At 69.7% G+C, this 16,744-nt stretch carries 25 protein-coding genes; 20 read left to right on the forward strand and 5 right to left on the reverse strand.

Translation table 11 applies throughout. The features are described from left to right. Window positions 1-42: 42 nt before the first annotated feature. Window positions 43-1,650 carry a carboxylesterase/lipase family protein gene (locus B8W67_RS01625; protein ID WP_085302034.1) on the forward strand — a complete coding sequence of 536 codons (1,608 nt, stop codon included), beginning with the start codon at window positions 43-45 and terminating at the stop codon, window positions 1,648-1,650. A 24-nt stretch (window positions 1,651-1,674) separates the two neighbouring features. Here the strand turns inward: B8W67_RS01625 and B8W67_RS01630 are convergent, their stop codons facing one another. Continuing rightward, window positions 1,675-2,154, reverse strand: a complete 480-nt coding sequence (locus B8W67_RS01630) for a hotdog fold domain-containing protein (RefSeq protein WP_085301970.1) — start codon at window positions 2,152-2,154, stop codon at window positions 1,675-1,677. Between the two features lie 444 nt (window positions 2,155-2,598). Between B8W67_RS01630 and rpsJ the strand changes: the two genes are divergently transcribed. The 13 genes from rpsJ to B8W67_RS01700 all read left to right on the forward strand — a co-directional run bounded on the left by rpsJ (window position 2,599) and on the right by B8W67_RS01700 (window position 11,449). Then, window positions 2,599-2,904 carry a 30S ribosomal protein S10 gene (gene rpsJ / locus B8W67_RS01640; RefSeq protein WP_034266967.1) on the forward strand — a complete coding sequence of 102 codons (306 nt, stop codon included), beginning with the start codon at window positions 2,599-2,601 and terminating at the stop codon, window positions 2,902-2,904. A gap of 23 nt (window positions 2,905-2,927) precedes the next feature. Beyond that, the gene (gene rplC / locus B8W67_RS01645) at window positions 2,928-3,581 is read left to right on the forward strand and encodes a 50S ribosomal protein L3 (protein ID WP_069392782.1); all 654 of its coding nucleotides are present in this window, start codon (window positions 2,928-2,930) and stop codon (window positions 3,579-3,581) included. After that, window positions 3,581-4,237 (forward strand): 50S ribosomal protein L4, encoded by a 657-nt coding sequence (rplD, locus tag B8W67_RS01650; protein ID WP_069392781.1) that lies wholly within the window; start codon window positions 3,581-3,583, stop codon window positions 4,235-4,237. The genes rplC and rplD overlap by 1 nt, the downstream gene beginning before the upstream one ends. Continuing rightward, entirely contained in the window at window positions 4,237-4,539 is a 303-nt protein-coding gene (gene rplW / locus B8W67_RS01655; protein ID WP_069392780.1) for a 50S ribosomal protein L23, read from the forward strand. Before rplD ends, rplW begins: the two co-directional genes overlap by 1 nt. A gap of 27 nt (window positions 4,540-4,566) precedes the next feature. Continuing rightward, on the forward strand, window positions 4,567-5,406 hold the full coding sequence (gene rplB / locus B8W67_RS01660) for a 50S ribosomal protein L2 (RefSeq protein ID WP_069392779.1): 840 nt from the start codon (window positions 4,567-4,569) through the stop codon (window positions 5,404-5,406). 21 nt (window positions 5,407-5,427) lie between these two features. Beyond that, window positions 5,428-5,709 (forward strand): 30S ribosomal protein S19, encoded by a 282-nt coding sequence (gene rpsS, locus B8W67_RS01665; protein WP_069392778.1) that lies wholly within the window; start codon window positions 5,428-5,430, stop codon window positions 5,707-5,709. Beyond that, a complete protein-coding gene (gene rplV / locus B8W67_RS01670; protein WP_085301972.1) occupies window positions 5,706-6,257 on the forward strand; it encodes a 50S ribosomal protein L22 in 552 nt (183 codons plus the stop codon). Before rpsS ends, rplV begins: the two co-directional genes overlap by 4 nt. Beyond that, entirely contained in the window at window positions 6,257-7,090 is an 834-nt protein-coding gene (gene rpsC, locus B8W67_RS01675) for a 30S ribosomal protein S3 (protein ID WP_069392776.1), read from the forward strand. Before rplV ends, rpsC begins: the two co-directional genes overlap by 1 nt. 3 nt (window positions 7,091-7,093) lie before the next feature. Then, window positions 7,094-7,510 (forward strand): 50S ribosomal protein L16, encoded by a 417-nt coding sequence (rplP, locus tag B8W67_RS01680; RefSeq protein WP_069392775.1) that lies wholly within the window; start codon window positions 7,094-7,096, stop codon window positions 7,508-7,510. Then, a complete protein-coding gene (gene rpmC, locus B8W67_RS01685; protein ID WP_069392774.1) occupies window positions 7,510-7,743 on the forward strand; it encodes a 50S ribosomal protein L29 in 234 nt (77 codons plus the stop codon). The genes rplP and rpmC overlap by 1 nt, the downstream gene beginning before the upstream one ends. Next, window positions 7,743-8,045 (forward strand): 30S ribosomal protein S17, encoded by a 303-nt coding sequence (rpsQ, locus tag B8W67_RS01690; protein ID WP_069392773.1) that lies wholly within the window; start codon window positions 7,743-7,745, stop codon window positions 8,043-8,045. Before rpmC ends, rpsQ begins: the two co-directional genes overlap by 1 nt. A 122-nt stretch (window positions 8,046-8,167) precedes the next feature. After that, the gene (locus B8W67_RS01695; RefSeq protein WP_085301974.1) at window positions 8,168-10,513 is read left to right on the forward strand and encodes an arylsulfatase; all 2,346 of its coding nucleotides are present in this window, start codon (window positions 8,168-8,170) and stop codon (window positions 10,511-10,513) included. A 30-nt stretch (window positions 10,514-10,543) separates the two neighbouring features. After that, on the forward strand, window positions 10,544-11,449 hold the full coding sequence (locus tag B8W67_RS01700) for a formylglycine-generating enzyme family protein (protein ID WP_085301976.1): 906 nt from the start codon (window positions 10,544-10,546) through the stop codon (window positions 11,447-11,449). Window positions 11,450-11,468: 19 nt separating this feature from the next. Here the strand turns inward: B8W67_RS01700 and B8W67_RS01705 are convergent, their stop codons facing one another. Continuing rightward, window positions 11,469-11,777: a hypothetical protein gene (locus B8W67_RS01705; RefSeq protein WP_085301978.1), complete on the reverse strand. Its 309-nt coding sequence runs from the start codon at window positions 11,775-11,777 to the stop codon at window positions 11,469-11,471. 10 nt (window positions 11,778-11,787) lie between these two features. Next, window positions 11,788-12,123, reverse strand: coding sequence for a hypothetical protein (locus tag B8W67_RS01710; protein ID WP_085301980.1), 336 nt, complete (start codon window positions 12,121-12,123; stop codon window positions 11,788-11,790). Between the two features lie 174 nt (window positions 12,124-12,297). Between B8W67_RS01710 and B8W67_RS01715 the strand changes: the two genes are divergently transcribed. Continuing rightward, the gene (locus B8W67_RS01715) at window positions 12,298-12,837 is read left to right on the forward strand and encodes a hypothetical protein (protein WP_085301981.1); all 540 of its coding nucleotides are present in this window, start codon (window positions 12,298-12,300) and stop codon (window positions 12,835-12,837) included. 18 nt (window positions 12,838-12,855) lie between these two features. On the opposite strand, the gene B8W67_RS01720 is transcribed toward B8W67_RS01715, so the two are convergent. After that, window positions 12,856-13,641, reverse strand: a complete 786-nt coding sequence (locus B8W67_RS01720) for an ABC transporter permease subunit (protein ID WP_085301983.1) — start codon at window positions 13,639-13,641, stop codon at window positions 12,856-12,858. After that, a complete protein-coding gene (locus B8W67_RS01725; RefSeq protein WP_109561687.1) occupies window positions 13,638-14,606 on the reverse strand; it encodes an ABC transporter ATP-binding protein in 969 nt (322 codons plus the stop codon). Before B8W67_RS01725 ends, B8W67_RS01720 begins: the two co-directional genes overlap by 4 nt. A gap of 192 nt (window positions 14,607-14,798) precedes the next feature. Between B8W67_RS01725 and rplN the strand changes: the two genes are divergently transcribed. From rplN to rpsH, 5 genes are all read left to right on the forward strand, one after another. Continuing rightward, on the forward strand, window positions 14,799-15,167 hold the full coding sequence (rplN, locus tag B8W67_RS01730; RefSeq protein WP_069392766.1) for a 50S ribosomal protein L14: 369 nt from the start codon (window positions 14,799-14,801) through the stop codon (window positions 15,165-15,167). After that, window positions 15,168-15,485: a 50S ribosomal protein L24 gene (rplX, locus tag B8W67_RS01735; protein ID WP_069392765.1), complete on the forward strand. Its 318-nt coding sequence runs from the start codon at window positions 15,168-15,170 to the stop codon at window positions 15,483-15,485. Next, a complete protein-coding gene (gene rplE / locus B8W67_RS01740; RefSeq protein WP_069392764.1) occupies window positions 15,485-16,048 on the forward strand; it encodes a 50S ribosomal protein L5 in 564 nt (187 codons plus the stop codon). The genes rplX and rplE overlap by 1 nt, the downstream gene beginning before the upstream one ends. Window positions 16,049-16,052: 4 nt before the next feature. Next, window positions 16,053-16,238: a type Z 30S ribosomal protein S14 gene (locus tag B8W67_RS01745; protein WP_069392763.1), complete on the forward strand. Its 186-nt coding sequence runs from the start codon at window positions 16,053-16,055 to the stop codon at window positions 16,236-16,238. Window positions 16,239-16,325: 87 nt separating this feature from the next. Beyond that, on the forward strand, window positions 16,326-16,724 hold the full coding sequence (gene rpsH / locus B8W67_RS01750; RefSeq protein WP_069392762.1) for a 30S ribosomal protein S8: 399 nt from the start codon (window positions 16,326-16,328) through the stop codon (window positions 16,722-16,724). The last annotated feature ends 20 nt before the right edge of the window (window positions 16,725-16,744 follow it).

Consider the following 16,744-nt stretch of genomic DNA (forward strand, 5'->3'; position numbering starts at 1 on the left):
ACCGGATCGTCACGCCGCCGGGCGTGGATGCGCCTGCTGCTGATGGCCCTGGTGACGGTGCTGGTGGGTTCGGGCTGCGCCCAGGGCCACGGTGCCGTGCCCGCCGCGGCGCTCGAGGCGACGCCACCGGCGGCGGTGGTCACCCCGGATGCGGCCGTGGTCGGCACCGAATCCGGCCCGGTGCGCGGTGTGGTCGAGGCCGACCACCGGCTCTTCGCCGGAATCCCTTTCGCGGCGCCGCCGGTGGGTCCGCTGCGCTGGCAGCCGCCGCGCGCGCCCGCCCCGTGGACCGAGGTGCGCGACGCCACCCGGCCGGGCCCGGCGTGCATCCAGGACCTCACCGGGGCGGGCCGCGAAGACTGTCTGACCCTCAACGTCTGGACTCCGGTGCGTCGGGCCGCCCAGCGCCGCCCCGTGCTGGTCTGGATCCACGGCGGCGGCTTCATCAACGGCCACGGCGATATCTATGGCGCCCGCCGGCTCGCCGCCCGCGGCGACATCGTCGTGGTGACCCTGAACTACCGGCTCGGCGCCCTGGGGTTTTTGGCCCACCCCGCCCTCGGGCCGCACGGCCGCGTCGGCAACTACGGTCTGCTCGACCAGCAGGCGGCGCTGCGGTGGGTGCGCGACAACATCAGCCACTTCGGTGGTGATCCGGCCAAGGTGACCATCGCGGGGGAGTCCGCCGGCGCCATGTCGGTCTGCGATCACCTCGTGGCGCCGGCGTCGGCGGGGCTGTTCCGCTCGGCGATCATCCAGAGCGGGCCGTGCCACGCCCAGGTCGACATCGACACCGGCGAACGGATCAGCGAGACGTTCGCCGCCGACCTCGGCTGCGGTGGCCCCGACGGTGACCCGCAGGACATCGCCCGGTGTCTGCGCGCCCTGCCGGCCGACCGGCTGGCGACCTCGCCGTGGTACGTCCACATCGACACCCACTCGCTGACCGGCCCGGTCACCGGCACCGCGGTGCTGCCGGTCGACCCGGTCGACGGTTTCGCCGCCGGCCGGGGTGCGCGGGTGCCGGTGCTGGTGGGCAGCAACCACGACGAGTTCACGATGTTCGCCGCGCTGACCTATCGGCGCACCGGCGCGACGTTGACCGCCGCGGAATACCCGGCGGCGCTGGCGCGCACGATGGGCGACGACGCGGCCGCGGTGCGCGCCCAGTATCCGCCCGCCCGCCACGGGGGCAGCGTCTCGTTGGCGTTCTCCGCGGCGGTCGGTGACCACGTGTTCGCCTGCGTCGCCAACCGGATGGCCGAGGCGTTGGCCGCCCACCCGCCGCCGGTGTACGCCTACGAGTTCGCCGATCCGCACCCCCCGGCGCCGCAGGGGCTGGCCGGGATCCCGTTTCCGCTCGGCGCCAGCCACGCGCTGGAGGTGGGCTACCTGTTCGACATCGCCGGGCTACCGGCCCCCAGCCCCGCCCAACGGCGCCTCGCCGACCAGATGATCGACTACTGGACCCGCTTCGTGATCACCGGTGATCCCAACGGCCCCGGCCAGCCCCGCTGGCCGGCCTTCACCGACCGCACCGGTGGAGCCCGGTGGATGTCGTTGCGCCCCGACGGCAGCCGGGTCATCACCGATTTCGCCGCCGATCACCAGTGCGGGTTCTGGGACGCGCTGGCCGCCCGGGAGCGCTGAGCCGCGCCCCGGGGCCGGCACCGCTCAGTCGGCCGGGGTCACCCAGGTAGTGATCTCGGCGTGGACCACCTCGGTGCCGTCCCGGTCGGTCACGCTGACCGGGATCACCAGTTCGGTGCCCTCGGTGATCGCGGCGAAGTCCGGGATCACCGGCAGGCGCGCCTCGGCGCGCAGCGAGGTGGTCGCCTTGGCCAGGTACTGCACGGTCATCGCCTTGGGGATCCAGCGGTGGCTTTTCGGCACGGTGGCCTCCATCAGCATTCCCATCGCGATCTCGGCGGCGTTGCAGGAGGCGATCGCGTGCACGGTGTGCAGATGATTGTGGATGAAAAACCACTTCGGGATCCGCACCTGGGCCAGTCCGGGCTCCATGCGCACCACGTGCGGCAGCACCGAGGCGAAGTAGGGGACCCGCGCCATCGCCGCCGCGGAGAACAACCGGCTGCCGCCGGGACGGCCGGCCAGGCGCTGCCAGGCTCGGTAGGTGCTGGTGGAATCGGTCATACCGTCAGACCCTACCCGCTACCTTACTCTGGAGTAAGATCAAGCCGTCGGTGCTCGCGTCGCACGCGGCGGCTGTGAGTTTGAGCACCACCGGGCGCGGCGGCCCGCGACGGTGACAAACCCGCCGGTGGGGCCCTCGCCGGCGGGGTGGGGGCGGATTTGGCCGACGCCCCGATCTGGGGCATACTGTTCAGGTTGCCTTGAGCCGGGCTGTGTCCGGGCAGGGCATCCGACCGGCGCCCACCCGGGCGCCTCCGGTCCCACCTCGGAGCGCGACGAATTCTCGGCGCGACCCGGTGCAGGTACGGGCGACACACCCGACCGCGGGGGACCGGTGTACCAGGACAGGTAAACAGCGGCGGCAACGCCTCCCACCTGCGGGTGTGGGGCACCACGGACCACTGAGGCCCAGGGCGGGCCTTCGAGGAGTGAGGTAGGAACAGCGTGGCGGGACAGAAGATCCGCATCAGGCTCAAGGCCTACGACCATGAGGCTATTGATGCGTCGGCGCGCAAGATCGTTGAGACGGTCACCCGGACCGGGGCCAACGTGGTGGGTCCGGTGCCGCTGCCGACCGAGAAGAACGTGTACTGCGTCATCCGGTCCCCGCACAAGTACAAGGACTCGCGGGAGCACTTCGAGATGCGCACCCACAAGCGGCTGATCGACATCCTCGATCCGACTCCGAAAACGGTCGACGCCCTGATGCGCATCGACCTGCCCGCCAGCGTCGACGTCAACATCCAATAGGGATCCGGGAGTTCAGAGAAACCATGGCACGTAAAGGCATCCTGGGCACCAAACTGGGCATGACGCAGGTGTTCGACGAGAACAACCGGGTCGTCCCGGTCACCGTGGTCAAGGCCGGTCCGAATGTGGTGACCCGCATCCGCACCCCCGAGCGCGACGGCTACTCCGCCGTGCAGCTGGCCTACGGAGAGATCAGCCCCCGCAAGGTCAACAAGCCGGTCACCGGCCAGTACGCCGCCGCCGGGGTGAACCCGCGTCGGCACCTCGCCGAGCTGCGTCTCGACGACGAAGCCGCGGCCGCCGACTACGAGGTCGGTCAGGAACTGACCGCCGAGATCTTCGTCGACGGCAGCTACGTCGACGTCACCGGCACCTCCAAGGGCAAGGGTTTCGCCGGGACCATGAAGCGGCACGGCTTCGCCGGACAGGGCGCCAGCCACGGCACCCAGGCGGTGCACCGTCGCCCCGGCTCCATCGGTGGCTGCGCCACCCCCGGCCGGGTGTTCAAGGGCACCCGGATGGCCGGCCGGATGGGCAACGACCGGGTGACCACGCAGAACCTGCTGGTGCACAAGGTCGATGCCGAAAACGGCGTGCTGCTGATCAAGGGCGCGGTCCCCGGCCGCGCCGGTGGGCTGGTCATGGTCCGCACCGCGATCAAAAAGGGTGAGAAGTAATGGCTTCGGTAAAGATTGACGTGCATTCGCCGTCCGGTAAGAAGGAAGGCTCCGTGGAGCTGCCGGCGGCGCTGTTCGACGCCCCGGCCAACGTGGCGTTGATGCACCAGGTGGTCACCGCACAGCGGGCCGCCGCGCGCCAGGGCACCCACTCGACCAAGTCGCGCGGCGAGGTCCGCGGCGGTGGTCGTAAGCCCTACCGGCAGAAGGGCACCGGTCGCGCCCGCCAGGGCTCCATCCGCGCCCCGCAGTTCACCGGTGGTGGTGTGGTGCACGGTCCGAAGCCGCGCGACTACAGCCAGCGGACCCCGAAGAAGATGATCGCCGCCGCGTTGCGCGGGGCGCTGTCGGACCGGGCCCGCAACGACCGCATCCACGCGATCACCGAGGTGGTCAGCGGCCAGACCCCGTCGACCAAGAGCGCCAAGGCGTTCCTGGCCACCCTCACCGAGCGCAAGCAGGTGTTGCTGGTCATCGGGCGCAGCGACGAGGTGGGCGCCAAGAGCGTGCGCAACCTGCCGGGCGTGCACATCCTCTCGCCGGACCAGCTCAACACCTACGACGTGTTGCGCGCCGACGACGTGGTGTTCTCGGTGGAGGCGCTCAACGCCTACATCGAGGCGCACACCGCCAGTACCGAGGAGGTTTCGGCCTGATGGCAACGATCACCGATCCCCGCGACATCATCTTGGCCCCGGTCATCTCGGAGAAGGCCTACGGCTTGATCGACGACAACGTGTACACGTTCTTCGTGCACCCGAACTCGAACAAGACGCAGATCAAGATCGCTGTCGAGAAGATCTTCGGCGTCAAGGTGGCGTCGGTGAACACCGCGAACCGCCAGGGCAAGCGCAAGCGCACCCGGGTCGGGTTCGGCAAGCGCAAGAACACCAAGCGCGCCATCGTCACGCTGGTGGACGGCAGCAAGCCCATCGACCTGTTCGGAGCGCCGGCCTAGCCGTCGATAGAGAAAGACGTAATAGCTATGGGAATTCGCAAGTACAAGCCGACGACCCCGGGTCGTCGCGGTGCCAGCGTCTCCGATTTCGCTGAAATCACCCGGTCCACGCCGGAGAAGTCGCTGGTACGTCCGCTGCACGGCAAGGGCGGGCGCAACGCGCACGGCCGGATCACCACGCGCCACAAGGGCGGCGGGCACAAGCGTGCCTACCGGGTGATCGACTTCCGTCGCCACGACAAGGACGGCGTCGACGCCAAGGTCGCCCACATCGAGTACGACCCGAACCGCACCGCGAACATCGCGCTGCTGCACTACCTGGACGGCGAGAAGCGCTACATCATCGCCCCGCAGGGCCTCAAGCAGGGCGCGGTCGTCGAGTCGGGTCCCAACGCCGACATCAAGCCGGGCAATGCCCTGCCGCTGCGTAACATCCCGGCCGGTACCGTCATCCACGCCGTCGAGCTGCGTCCCGGCGGCGGGGCGAAACTGGCCCGTTCCGCCGGATCGAGCATCCAGCTGCTCGGCAAGGAAGGCAGCTACGCCTCGCTGCGCATGCCCTCCGGTGAGATCCGGCGCGTCGACGTGCGCTGCCGCGCCACCGTCGGCGAGGTGGGCAATGCCGAACAGGCCAACATCAACTGGGGCAAGGCCGGCCGCATGCGATGGAAGGGCAAGCGCCCCACCGTCCGTGGTGTGGTGATGAACCCGGTCGACCACCCGCACGGTGGTGGTGAGGGTAAGACCTCCGGTGGTCGCCACCCGGTCAGCCCGTGGGGCAAGCCCGAAGGACGTACCCGTAAACCCAACAAGCCGAGCGACAAGCTCATCGTCCGACGCCGGCGCACCGGCAAGAAGTCGCGCTAGGAAGTCGAGGAGTAGCCAGCGATGCCACGCAGCCTGAAAAAGGGTCCGTTCGTCGACGACCATCTGCTCAAGAAGGTCGACGCACAGAACGAGAAGAACACCAAGCAGGTCATCAAGACCTGGTCGCGTCGGTCGACGATCATTCCCGACTTCATCGGGCACACCTTCGCCGTGCACGACGGGCGCAAGCACATCCCGGTGTTCGTCACCGAATCGATGGTGGGCCACAAACTTGGTGAGTTCGCGCCGACCCGCACGTTCAAGGGTCACATCAAGGACGACCGGAAGAGCAAGCGCCGATGAGTGTTTCCACTGAGTACCCCTCCGCGACCGCCAAGGCCCGCTTCGTGCGGGTGGCGCCGATGAAAGCGCGCCGGGTCATCGACCTGGTGCGCGGTAAGTCGGTGGCCCAGGCGCTCGACATCCTGCGCTGGGCACCGCAGCAGGCCAGCACTCCGGTGGCCAAGGTGATCGCCAGTGCGGCGGCCAACGCCCAGAACAACGACGGGCTCGACCCCGACACCCTGGTCGTCGCCGCGATCTACGCCGACGAGGGCCCCACCGCCAAGCGGATCCGTCCGCGCGCCCAGGGCCGCGCGTTCCGGATCCGGCGGCGCACCAGCCACATCACCGTGGTGGTGGAGAGCCGCCCGGACAAGGGTCAGCGCGGCAGCGGGTCGGCCAGCAGCGCCCGGGCGCGCCGCGCCCAGGCCAGCAAGGCCGCCGCGGCGAAGAAGGCACCGGCCGCCAAGGCCACCACAGCCACCACAGCCACCAAGGCCGAGAAGGCTGAGAAGGCCGGCCCGTCTGAAACTCCCGAGACCCCTGACGCGAAGGGAGGCTCGCAGTAGTGGGCCAGAAGATCAACCCGCACGGTTTCCGGCTCGGTATCACCACCGACTGGAAGTCCCGCTGGTACGCCGACAAGCAGTACGCCGACTACGTCAAGGAAGACGTCGCGATCCGGCGGCTGCTCTCGACCGGTCTGGAACGCGCCGGCATCGCCGACGTGGAGATCGAGCGCACCCGTGACCGGGTTCGGGTGGACATCCACACCGCGCGTCCGGGCATCGTCATCGGTCGTCGCGGCACCGAGGCCGAGCGGATCCGGGGCGACCTGGAGAAGCTCACCGGCAAGCAGGTGCAGCTGAACATCCTCGAGGTGAAAAACCCCGAGTCGCGCGCCCAGCTGGTGGCCCAGGGGGTCGCCGAGCAGCTGAGCAACCGTGTCGCGTTCCGCCGCGCCATGCGCAAGGCGATCCAGTCCGCCATGCGTCAGCCCGGCGTCAAAGGCATCCGGGTGCAGTGCTCCGGGCGTCTCGGCGGTGCGGAGATGAGCCGTTCGGAGTTCTACCGCGAGGGGCGGGTGCCGCTGCACACGCTGCGCGCCGACATCGACTACGGCCTGTATGAGGCCCGCACCACCTTCGGCCGCATCGGCGTGAAGGTGTGGATCTACAAGGGCGACGTCGTCGGCGGCAAACGCGAACTGGTCGCCGCGCCGGCCGGTGCCGACCGTCCGCGCCGGGAACGCCCCGCCGGGGGTCGGCCGCGTCGCAGCGGCGCCTCGGGCACGACCGCGACCAGCACCGACGCCGGTCGCGCCGCATCCGGCGCCGAGGAGGCGCCCGCCACCGCAGGTGCCACCGAGCCGGCGGCCGAACCGCAGAGCACGGAGAGCTGAACCATGTTGTTTCCCCGCAAGGTCAAACACCGTAAGCAACACCACCCCCGCCAGCGTGGCCTGGCCAGCGGTGGCACCACGGTGAGTTTCGGTGACTACGGTATCCAGGCGCTCAGCCACGCCTACGTCACCAACCGGCAGATCGAGTCGGCGCGTATCGCGATCAACCGGCACATCAAACGTGGCGGCAAGGTGTGGATCAACATCTTCCCGGACCGCCCGCTGACCAAGAAGCCCGCCGAGACCCGGATGGGGTCGGGTAAGGGCTCGCCGGAGTGGTGGGTCGCCAACGTCAAGCCGGGCCGGGTGCTCTTCGAGCTGAGCTACCCCAACGAGGCGATCGCCCGGGCGGCACTGACCAGGGCGATGCACAAGCTGCCGCTGAAGGCGCGCATCGTCACCCGAGAGGAGCAGTTCTGATGGCAGTGGGAGTTTCCGCCGGTGAACTGCGCGAGTTGTCCGACGAGGAGCTGACCGACCGGTTGCGCGAGTCCAAGGAAGAGCTGTTCAACCTGCGCTTCCAGATGGCGACCGGCCAGTTGAGCAACAACCGCCGGCTGCGCACCGTGCGTCGGGAGATCGCGCGGGTCTACACCGTGCTGCGCGAACGTGAGCTGGGCCTGGCGTCGGGCCCCGATGGTGAGGAATCGTAATGGCAGACAACCAGACCAAGGGGCCCAAGCACACCCCGCGCACCGAGCGGACCCGGGGGCGGCGTAAGACCCGCATCGGGTACGTCGTCAGCGACAAGATGCAGAAGACCATCGTCGTCGAACTGGAAGACCGCGTGCAGCACCCGCTGTACGGCAAGATCATCCGCACCACGACCAAGGTCAAGGCGCACGACGAGAACGGCATCGCCGGCGTCGGCGACCGGGTGTCGCTGATGGAGACCCGTCCGCTGTCGGCCACCAAGCGGTGGCGCCTCGTCGACATCCTGGAAAAGGCCAAGTAGCCCGCGGCTTCCCGGCTAGTCTTTGGCCAGACAAGCCGCGCGAGCAGACACGAAAGTCCCCGCCACGCCGAGCGTGCGGGGACTTTCGTGTCAGTCCGGCGGGTGAACCCGGGAGGCGGCCCATGGAATTCGACGGCAAGATCGGCCTGGATATCCGCGATTCCGAGCCGGACTGGCAGCCCTACGTCGCGCCGCGTGCCGCCGCCGGGGCGCCCAACGTGCTGTACCTGGTCTGGGACGATGTCGGCATCGCCACCTGGGACTGCTTCGGCGGGCTGGTGGAGATGCCGGCGATGAGCCGGATCGCCGCCGCCGGGGTGCGCCTGGCGCAGTTCCACACCACCGCGCTGTGCTCGCCGACTCGGGCGGCGCTGCTGACCGGACGCAACCCCACCACCGTCGGGATGGCCACCATCGAGGAGTTCACCGACGGATTCCCCAACAGCCACGGCCGTATCCCCGCCGAGACGGCCCTGCTCTCGGAGGTGCTCGCCGAGCACGGCTACAACACCTACGCCACCGGCAAATGGCATCTCACGCCGCTGGAGGAGGCCAACCTGGCGGGCAGTAAACGGCACTGGCCCATCGCGCGCGGCTTCGAACGCTTCTACGGGTTCCTCGGCGGGGAGACCAACCAGTGGTACCCCGACCTGGTGTACGACAACCATCCGGTCGCCCCGCCGGCCACCCCCGAGGAGGGCTACCACCTGTCGGCCGACATCGCCGACAAGACCATCGAGTTCATCCGCGACGCCACGGTGATCGCGCCGGACAAACCGTGGTTCGCCTACGTGTGCCCGGGCGCGGGGCACGCCCCGCACCATGTGGCCGCCGAGTGGGCCGACCGCTACGCCGGCCGGTTCGACATGGGCTACGAGCGCTACCGCGAGATCGTGCTGGAGAACCAGAAGCGGTTGGGCCTGGTGCCCGCCGACACCGCACTGTCGGCGGTCAACCCGTATGCCGACGCCACCAGCGCCGACGGGCACCCCTGGCCGGCGCTGGACACCGTGCGGCCATGGGAGACCCTCAGCGCCGACGAGAAACGCCTGTTCGCCCGGATGGCGGAGGTGTTCGCCGGGTTCCTGTCCTACACCGACGCCCAGATCGGCCGCGTCCTGGACTATCTGGCCGACACCGACCAGCTCGACAACACCGTCATCGTGGTCATCTCCGACAACGGCGCCAGCGGGGAAGGCGGCCCCAACGGCTCCGCCAACGAGAACAAGTTCTTCAACGGCTACCTCGACACCGCCGAGGAGGCCGCCCAAGCCCTCGAGCTGCTCGGCTCCCCGGAAACCTACAACCACTACCCGATCGGGTGGGCGATGGCGTTCAACACCCCCTACAAGCTGTTCAAACGCTACGCCTCGCACGAAGGCGGGATCGCCGACCCGGCGATCATCTCCTGGCCGGCGGGGATCGCGGCGCGCGGCCGGGTGCTCGACACCTACATCAACGTCTGCGACGTGACGCCGACCGTCTACGACCTGCTCGGCATCACCCCGCCCGCCACCGTGCGCGGTGTCGCGCAGAAGCCGCTGGAGGGGGTGAGCTTCAAAGCGGCGCTGATTGACCCGGCCGCGGCGACCGGGAAGCAGACCCAGTTCTATTCGATGCTGGGCACCCGCGGCATCTGGCATCAAGGCTGGTTCGCCGGCACGGTGCACGCCGCGGCACCGTCGGGCTGGGGCCACTTCGACGCCGATCGTTGGGAGCTCTACCATCTCGAGTCCGACCGCAGCCAGGTCCGCGACCTGGCCGCCGAGCACCCGGAGAAGCTCGCCGAGCTCCAAACGCTGTGGTCCGCCGAGGCGCACAAATACCAGGCGCTGCCGCTGAGCGACCTCAACGTCCTGGAGATGATGGCCCGGCACCGCCCGACCCTGGCCGGTGAACGGGACCGCTACGTCTACTATCCCGGCACCGCGGAGGTGCCGTTGGGGGCGTGCGTCCAACTGCGGGGCCGCTCGTTCGCGCTGCTCGCCCGGGTGCACGTGGAACGTCGCGACGCCGCCGGGGTGCTGATCAAGCAGGGCGCCCGCCACGGCGGCCACGTGCTGTTCCTGCGCGACGGGCACCTGCACTACGTCTACAACTTCCTCGGCGAGCGGGAACAGTGGCTGTCGGCGCCGCAGCCCGTCGGGGTGGGTGAGCACATCCTCGGGGTGCGCTACGAGCGGTCCGGCACCGTGCCGGCCACCCCCACCGGGATCGGGACGGCGACGCTGTACGTCGACGACACCGCGGTGGCGACCCTGCCGGAGATGATCACCCAGCCCGGCGCGTTCGCCCTGGCCGGCGGGGGAGTGAGCGTGGGCCGCAACACCGGCCAAGCGGTGTCGAACGCGTACGTGGCGCCGTACCCGTTCACCGGCGGACGGATCCGCGACGTCACCGTGGATGTGTCCGGTGAGCCCTACATCGACGTGGAAAGGGAGCTGGCGGCGGCGTTCGCGCGCGATTGAGCGAGGCCGTCACCGCCGTAGGCTGCTCGCATGCTCTCGGAGTTGGTCGATCTGCCCGCCGCGACCTTCACCATGGGGGCGATCGGCTTCTACCCGGAGGAGGCGCCCGCGCACCCCGCCACGGTGGCGGCGTTCGCGGTGGAGCGCCACCCGGTCACCAACGCGCAGTACGCCGGGTTCGTCGCCGACACCGGTTACGTGACCGTCGCCGAGCAGCCCCCCGATCCGGCGCTGTACCCGGGGGCCGACGCGGCGGACCTGGTCGCCGGGGCACTGGTGTTCACGCCCACCGCCGGACCGGTGGATCTGCGGGATTGGCGCCAATGGTGGTCGTGGGTGCCCGGGGCGTGCTGGCGTCACCCCCGCGGTCCCGGCAGCAGCATCGACGCCATCCCCGATCACCCGGTGGTGCAGGTGGCCTACCCCGACGCGGCGGCCTACGCCCGGTGGGCGGGCCGGCGGCTGCCCACCGAAGCCGAATGGGAGTACGCCGCGCGCGCCGGCGCCGACACCGTCTACCCGTGGGGCGACGAGATGCACCCCGGTGGGCGGTTGATGGCCAACACCTGGCAGGGCGCGTTCCCGTACCGTAACGACGGCGCCGCCGGCTGGGTGGGCACCTCCCCGGTGGGGACGTTTCCCGCCAACGGCTTCGGTCTTGTCGACATGATCGGCAACGTCTGGGAGTGGACCGCCACCCGCTTCGCCGCGCGCCACGGTGGCAGTGCCCCCGAGGCCCCCGAGGCCCCCGACGCGGCATGCTGCGCCCCGTCGCACCGGGCCGACCCGGACATCAGCCAGGTCCTCAAGGGCGGTTCGCATCTGTGCGCCCCCGAGTACTGCCGGCGCTACCGTCCCGCGGCGCGTTCCCCGCAAGCCCAGGACACCGCGACCAGCCACATCGGGTTCCGCTGCGTCAGCGGCCCCGACGGGTGAGGCGGGTCCCCGATTCCGCTCAGGCGCTCGCCAGCCCGGCGACGGCGGCGATCGCGTAGCCGGCGGCGATCGCGGCCGGTGCCAGCGGCACCGAGATCAGCCCGATCAGCATGCCGCGACCGATCTGCCCGGACCGGCCGCCGCGGCGGACCAGGGCGGCGGCCACCGCCAGGTCGACCACGATGACCGGGACGAACAGCAGATAAAGCAGGAAATACGGGACCGCGAACCAGGCCGCGAGATTGCCCAGCAGCACGTTGAGGCCGGCCGCCAGGAAACCCGCAGCGCCGTAGCGCTGTGCGCTGCGCTGCTCCGTGGACGCGGTCATCTGCGGAGCCTCACCGGTGGAAGACGACGCCGATAGCGGTGGCCCCGACGGCGACGATGCCGGCCGACGCCGCGACACTTAGGCCCAGGCCTCGTCGCCACGACGACGGGGCCCGCGTCAAATACCCGGCTGCGGCGATCGCGGCCCCCGCGGTGATCGCGGCCCCGGTCAACAGCCAACCGAGCTCCAGGTCCGCGAAGGCCGATGTCGTCGCCAACAGCCACAACACGCCGATCATGACCGCGATGACGATCTCGGCCGTGATCGGCACCGCCCAGGTCGCCACCCGCCAGGTATCGACCTGCTCGTCGGCGATCCGGTCCGCCGCCACGTCCGCTGTGCCCATATCCGCTCCCGCTGTCGGTGGTCGCCGCCGTCGCGCTCCCATAGTAGGGCGATGACGTGCCGGCGGACCGCGGAAGCCGCTCGGCGTGGGCGGCCCCGGCGCGGTGTTAACGATTCGGTTGCAGGGGCGTGCCGCGGCGCGGACAACGCCACCGGTCATGGTCTGCTGGATCCGATGAGCTACCCGGTGATCTCGATGCGATACCCGCTGGCGGCCGTCGCGGCGGCGCTGGTCGGGCTGGCTGTGGCCGCGCCGGCCGGCGCGGCCCCCGACTTCGACGAGCAGGGCTATGTGAACTCCACGGCGCGCTGCAGCACCACCGCCGTCGTCTTCGGGGCCACCGAGCGGTCCCGGGTGGCGATCTGTGACGACGGCGACGGCGGCTACCAGTACCGCGGGGTGCGCATCGAAGACGGCGCGAAGCTGATCGCCGCGGCGTCCTCGTCGGGGTCGGGAACCTACACCGCCACCCGCGACGGGATCACCTACACGGTGTCGGCGGCATCGCTGAGGATCACCGACGGCGACCGGACGATCCGCACCGAGCCGATGGTCGACTTCCACGGCGCGCAGCCCGACACCGACACCGACACCGATGCCGACACCGACACCGACAGTTCGCCGCCGGAGGAGCAGAGCCCCGCCGACACCCCGGCCCCCAGCACCCCGCTGCCGCCGCCGCTGCCCGCCGAGGAGGGCCACGTCGCCTCGTGAGCCGGGCCCGGGTGCGGCTCAGTGCACGTCGAGGCGGCGGAACGCGACCAGCGCCGCCGCAGCGAACACCAGTGTCATCGCAGCGAGCGCCAGCGCCCAGGCCCACGACAGGCCGTGCTGGAGCTGGTTGTCGCCGACCGCGTAGAAGAACGGGGAGAAAAACCGCCGCGGATGCAGCCAGTCGACCACCGGCGCCAGCGAGTTGATCAGGTAGGTGGCCGCCGCGATCCCCGATGTCACCCCCAGCGCGAGCCCGCGGCTGCCGGTGGCCGTCCCGATCAGCAACGCCAGCGTCCCGAAGACCAGCCCCAACAGCCACACGCCGACGGTGACTCCCACCAGCGCGACCGACCCGATCCGCAGATCGAACCAGCGCCCGGTCAGGACGCACACGGCGGTGACGACCGGCACCGGCAGCGCCTGCAGGGCCAACGCCGCCAGCTTGGCCAGCAGGATCGAGCGCCGGCTCACCGGCAGCGTCGTCACCAGCGCCAAGCTGCCGTCCTCGTTCTGCCCGGCGATGGCCGACCCGCCGTAGCCGATGGTGGCGATCAACACGATCAGCGGCACGAAGTTGCCGTACAGGTTGGCGTTGAGCCAGCCGTCCGGGGAGGTCAGCCCCGACCCGGCCGCGCCGACGAGGGCGCCGAGGGTGGAGTTGGTGAGCGCGTCGAGGTCGGTGTCGTTCTTCACCACCGGGTACAGCGTCACCACGAGGAACACGTACACCGCCATCCCCAGGCTGTAGCCGATGATCAGCCGGCGGCGCAGCCGCAGATCCAGCAGGGTGACCGCCGTGCTCATCGCGGCTCCTCCCCGCGGTGCTCCTCGCCGCGGTAATAGTCGCGGAACAGCTCATCGAGGCTCGCCGGGCGCGCCGTCATGTCCACCGCGTCGGCCTCGGCGGCCTCCCGCAGCAGCGCCCCGATCGGGCCGGTCACCGACAACTCGACTTCGCGGCCGTCACCGCCGAGCACCGCCACGCCGTCCAGAGCCGCGAACCGCACGGGGTCGACGGGGGCGGCGAAACGCAGCCGCACCGTCTTCGGGGCCGTCGCCCGCAGGTTCTCCACGGTGTCGGTGACCACGATCCGCCCGTCGCGGATGATCGCCACCCGGTCGACCAGCCGCTGCACCTCGTCGAGGTCGTGCGAGGACAAGAACACCGTGCGCCCGGTGGCGACCGTCTCGCGCACCAGCCGGGCGAACTCGTCCTGCAGCAGCGGGTCCAGCCCAGAGGTGGGCTCGTCGAGCACCAACAGCTCCGGGCGGTGGGCGAAGGCGTGCAGCAGGCCGATCTTCTGCACGTTGCCCTTCGACAGGGTGTGGATCGGGCGATCCAGTTCGGCGCTGAACCGGTCGACGAGGTCGTCGCGGCAGCGCCGGTCGCCGGGAGTGTCGGTGCCGCGGATGCGGGCGAACCGGTCGAGGATCTGCCGGCCGGTCAACCGTGGATACAGCGTCAGCTCCCCGGGCAGATAACCGATGCGGCGGTGCACCGCCACCGCCTCGGTCCACGGGTCGTGGCCGAACACCCGCGCACGCCCCGCGGTGGGCGCGTACAGGCCCAGCAGCAGCCGGATCGTCGTCGTCTTCCCGGCGCCGTTGGGGCCGAGAAACCCGAACACCTCACCGGCGTCGATGCTCAGCGCCACGTCGCTCACCCCGCGGTGGGCGCCGAACCGCCGGGTCAACCCCTCGGCGTGGACCACCGCGGCCGACCCCGCGGGGGTACCGTCGCACCCCCGTCGCGTCGTCGTGGTGGCCATGGGCTGCAGTGTAGGTGCCCGACCGGCGCCAATTTGGCGGAAAGGCGGTGGTCACCCTAGTATGTAGGGGTTGCCTAGGGCAGACCTCGGCTGGCCGTCACCGGTCGGCCCCGCGTGCCCGTGGCCAACGACAAGACCGCGCACGTCCAGGTCGGTATCTGGCGTGTCTATACCACCAGGTCAGGAGATCGAGTGATTCAGCAGGAATCGCGGCTCAAGGTTGCCGACAACACGGGCGCCAAGGAGATCCTGTGCATCCGCGTGCTCGGCGGGTCCGGGCGGCGCTACGCCGGGATCGGCGACATCATCGTGGCCACCGTCAAAGACGCCATCCCCGGCGGCAACGTCAGCCGCGGCGATGTGGTCAAAGCGGTGATCGTGCGGACCGCCAAGGAACGCCGCCGCCCCGACGGCAGCTACATCAAGTTCGATGAGAACGCCGCCGTCATCATCAAGGCCGACAACGACCCGCGCGGAACCCGCATCTTCGGGCCGGTCGGCCGGGAACTGCGCGAGAAGCGTTTCATGAAGATCGTGTCGCTGGCCCCGGAGGTGTTGTAGATGAAAGTGCACAAAGGTGACACGGTGCTGGTGGTCGCCGGCAAGGACAAGGGCGCCAAGGGCAAGGTGATTCAGGCCTACCCGAGCCGCAACCGGGTGCTGGTCGAGGGCGTCAACCGGATCAAGAAACACACCGCGGTGTCGACCAACGAGCGGGGGGCGCAGTCCGGCGGCATCGTCACCCAGGAGGCGTCGATCCACGTCTCCAACGTGATGGTCGTCGACTCCGACGGCAAGCCGACCCGCGTCGGGTACCGGGTCGATGAGGAGACCGGCAAGAAGGTCCGGGTCTCCAAGCGCAACGGCGAGGACATCTGATGACCACTGCAGAGAAAGTTCAGCCACGCCTGAAGGTGCGTTACCGCGAGGAGATCCGCGACGCGCTGAACAAGGAATTCGGCTACGCCAACGTCATGCAGATCCCCGGCATGGTCAAGGTCGTGGTCAACATGGGTGTCGGTGACGCCGCCCGCGACGCGAAACTGATCAACGGCGCGGTCAACGACCTGTCGCTGATCACCGGTCAGAAGCCGGAGATCCGGCGGGCCCGCAAGTCGATCGCCCAGTTCAAGCTGCGCGAGGGCATGCCGATCGGGGCGCGGGTGACGCTGCGCGGCGACCGGATGTGGGAGTTCCTCGACCGGCTCACCTCGATCGCGCTGCCGCGTATCCGCGACTTCCGTGGCCTGTCGCCCAAGCAGTTCGACGGCACCGGCAACTACACCTTCGGGCTCTCCGAGCAGTCGGTGTTCCACGAGATCGACGTGGACTCCATCGACCGGCCCCGCGGGATGAACATCACCGTCGTCACCTCGGCGACGACCGACGATGAAGGACGAGCGCTGCTTCGGGCCCTCGGCTTTCCGTTCAAGGAGAACTGAACAGATGGCAAAAAAGGCACTGGTCAACAAGGCCCAGCGCAAGCCCAAGTTCAAGGTGCGCGGCTACACCCGCTGCAACAAGTGTGGGCGCCCGCGCGCGGTCTACCGCAAGTTCGGGTTGTGCCGTATCTGCCTGCGCGACATGGCGCACGCCGGCGAACTGCCCGGCGTGCAGAAGAGCAGTTGGTGAGCCGATGAACGCGGCCCCCTTTACCCGAACCCCACAGATGCGGAAGGCCCAGCAGGGAACCACCGCAAGGAAGGTGACCCGGCTGTCATGACGATGACGGACCCCATCGCAGACTTTTTGACGCGTCTGCGCAACGCCAATTCGGCGTACCACGACGAGGTGAGCCTGCCGCACTCCAAGCTCAAGGCCAACATCGCCGAGATCCTCAAGCGGGAGGGCTACATCAGCGACTTCCACGTGGAGGACGCGCGAGTGGGCAAGACGCTGGTGGTGGAACTCAAGTACGGCCCGAACCGGGAACGCAGCCTCGCGGGGCTGCGTCGCATCTCCAAGCCGGGGCTGCGGGTGTACGCGAAATCGACCAACCTGCCCCGCGTGCTGGGCGGTCTGGGCGTGGCGATCATCTCCACATCCTCCGGGCTGGTCACCGACCGACAGGCAGCCAGGCAACGCGTGGGCGGCGAAGTCCTCGCCTTCGTGTGGTAGCGGGGACAGGAAGCTTAGGT

Origin of the sequence: Mycolicibacillus koreensis, from assembly GCF_002104795.1 — a bacterium.
In the GTDB taxonomy this organism is placed as follows: Bacteria; Actinomycetota; Actinomycetes; order Mycobacteriales; family Mycobacteriaceae; genus Mycobacterium; species Mycobacterium koreense.

Excerpts from the sequence above, each read along its gene's own strand:
- rplE (WP_069392764.1), top strand. The coding sequence starts at position 15,485 with ATGACCACTGCAGAGAAAGTTCAGCCACGCCTGAAGGTGCGTTACCGC.
- B8W67_RS01715 (WP_085301981.1), top strand. The coding sequence starts at position 12,298 with ATGAGCTACCCGGTGATCTCGATGCGATACCCGCTGGCGGCCGTCGCG.
- rplW (WP_069392780.1), top strand. The coding sequence starts at position 4,237 with ATGGCAACGATCACCGATCCCCGCGACATCATCTTGGCCCCGGTCATC.
- B8W67_RS01720 (WP_085301983.1), bottom strand. The coding sequence starts at position 13,641 with ATGAGCACGGCGGTCACCCTGCTGGATCTGCGGCTGCGCCGCCGGCTG.
- rplB (WP_069392779.1), top strand. The coding sequence starts at position 4,567 with ATGGGAATTCGCAAGTACAAGCCGACGACCCCGGGTCGTCGCGGTGCC.
- B8W67_RS01710 (WP_085301980.1), bottom strand. The coding sequence starts at position 12,123 with ATGGGCACAGCGGACGTGGCGGCGGACCGGATCGCCGACGAGCAGGTC.
- B8W67_RS01745 (WP_069392763.1), top strand. The coding sequence starts at position 16,053 with ATGGCAAAAAAGGCACTGGTCAACAAGGCCCAGCGCAAGCCCAAGTTC.
- rpsQ (WP_069392773.1), top strand. The coding sequence starts at position 7,743 with ATGGCAGACAACCAGACCAAGGGGCCCAAGCACACCCCGCGCACCGAG.
- B8W67_RS01630 (WP_085301970.1), bottom strand. The coding sequence starts at position 2,154 with ATGACCGATTCCACCAGCACCTACCGAGCCTGGCAGCGCCTGGCCGGC.
- rplX (WP_069392765.1), top strand. The coding sequence starts at position 15,168 with ATGAAAGTGCACAAAGGTGACACGGTGCTGGTGGTCGCCGGCAAGGAC.
- rplD (WP_069392781.1), top strand. The coding sequence starts at position 3,581 with ATGGCTTCGGTAAAGATTGACGTGCATTCGCCGTCCGGTAAGAAGGAA.
- rpsH (WP_069392762.1), top strand. The coding sequence starts at position 16,326 with ATGACGATGACGGACCCCATCGCAGACTTTTTGACGCGTCTGCGCAAC.
- rplC (WP_069392782.1), top strand. The coding sequence starts at position 2,928 with ATGGCACGTAAAGGCATCCTGGGCACCAAACTGGGCATGACGCAGGTG.
- B8W67_RS01725 (WP_109561687.1), bottom strand. The coding sequence starts at position 14,606 with ATGGCCACCACGACGACGCGACGGGGGTGCGACGGTACCCCCGCGGGG.
- B8W67_RS01705 (WP_085301978.1), bottom strand. The coding sequence starts at position 11,777 with ATGACCGCGTCCACGGAGCAGCGCAGCGCACAGCGCTACGGCGCTGCG.
- rplP (WP_069392775.1), top strand. The coding sequence starts at position 7,094 with ATGTTGTTTCCCCGCAAGGTCAAACACCGTAAGCAACACCACCCCCGC.
- rpmC (WP_069392774.1), top strand. The coding sequence starts at position 7,510 with ATGGCAGTGGGAGTTTCCGCCGGTGAACTGCGCGAGTTGTCCGACGAG.
- B8W67_RS01625 (WP_085302034.1), top strand. The coding sequence starts at position 43 with ATGGCCCTGGTGACGGTGCTGGTGGGTTCGGGCTGCGCCCAGGGCCAC.
- B8W67_RS01695 (WP_085301974.1), top strand. The coding sequence starts at position 8,168 with ATGGAATTCGACGGCAAGATCGGCCTGGATATCCGCGATTCCGAGCCG.
- rplV (WP_085301972.1), top strand. The coding sequence starts at position 5,706 with ATGAGTGTTTCCACTGAGTACCCCTCCGCGACCGCCAAGGCCCGCTTC.
- rpsS (WP_069392778.1), top strand. The coding sequence starts at position 5,428 with ATGCCACGCAGCCTGAAAAAGGGTCCGTTCGTCGACGACCATCTGCTC.
- B8W67_RS01700 (WP_085301976.1), top strand. The coding sequence starts at position 10,544 with ATGCTCTCGGAGTTGGTCGATCTGCCCGCCGCGACCTTCACCATGGGG.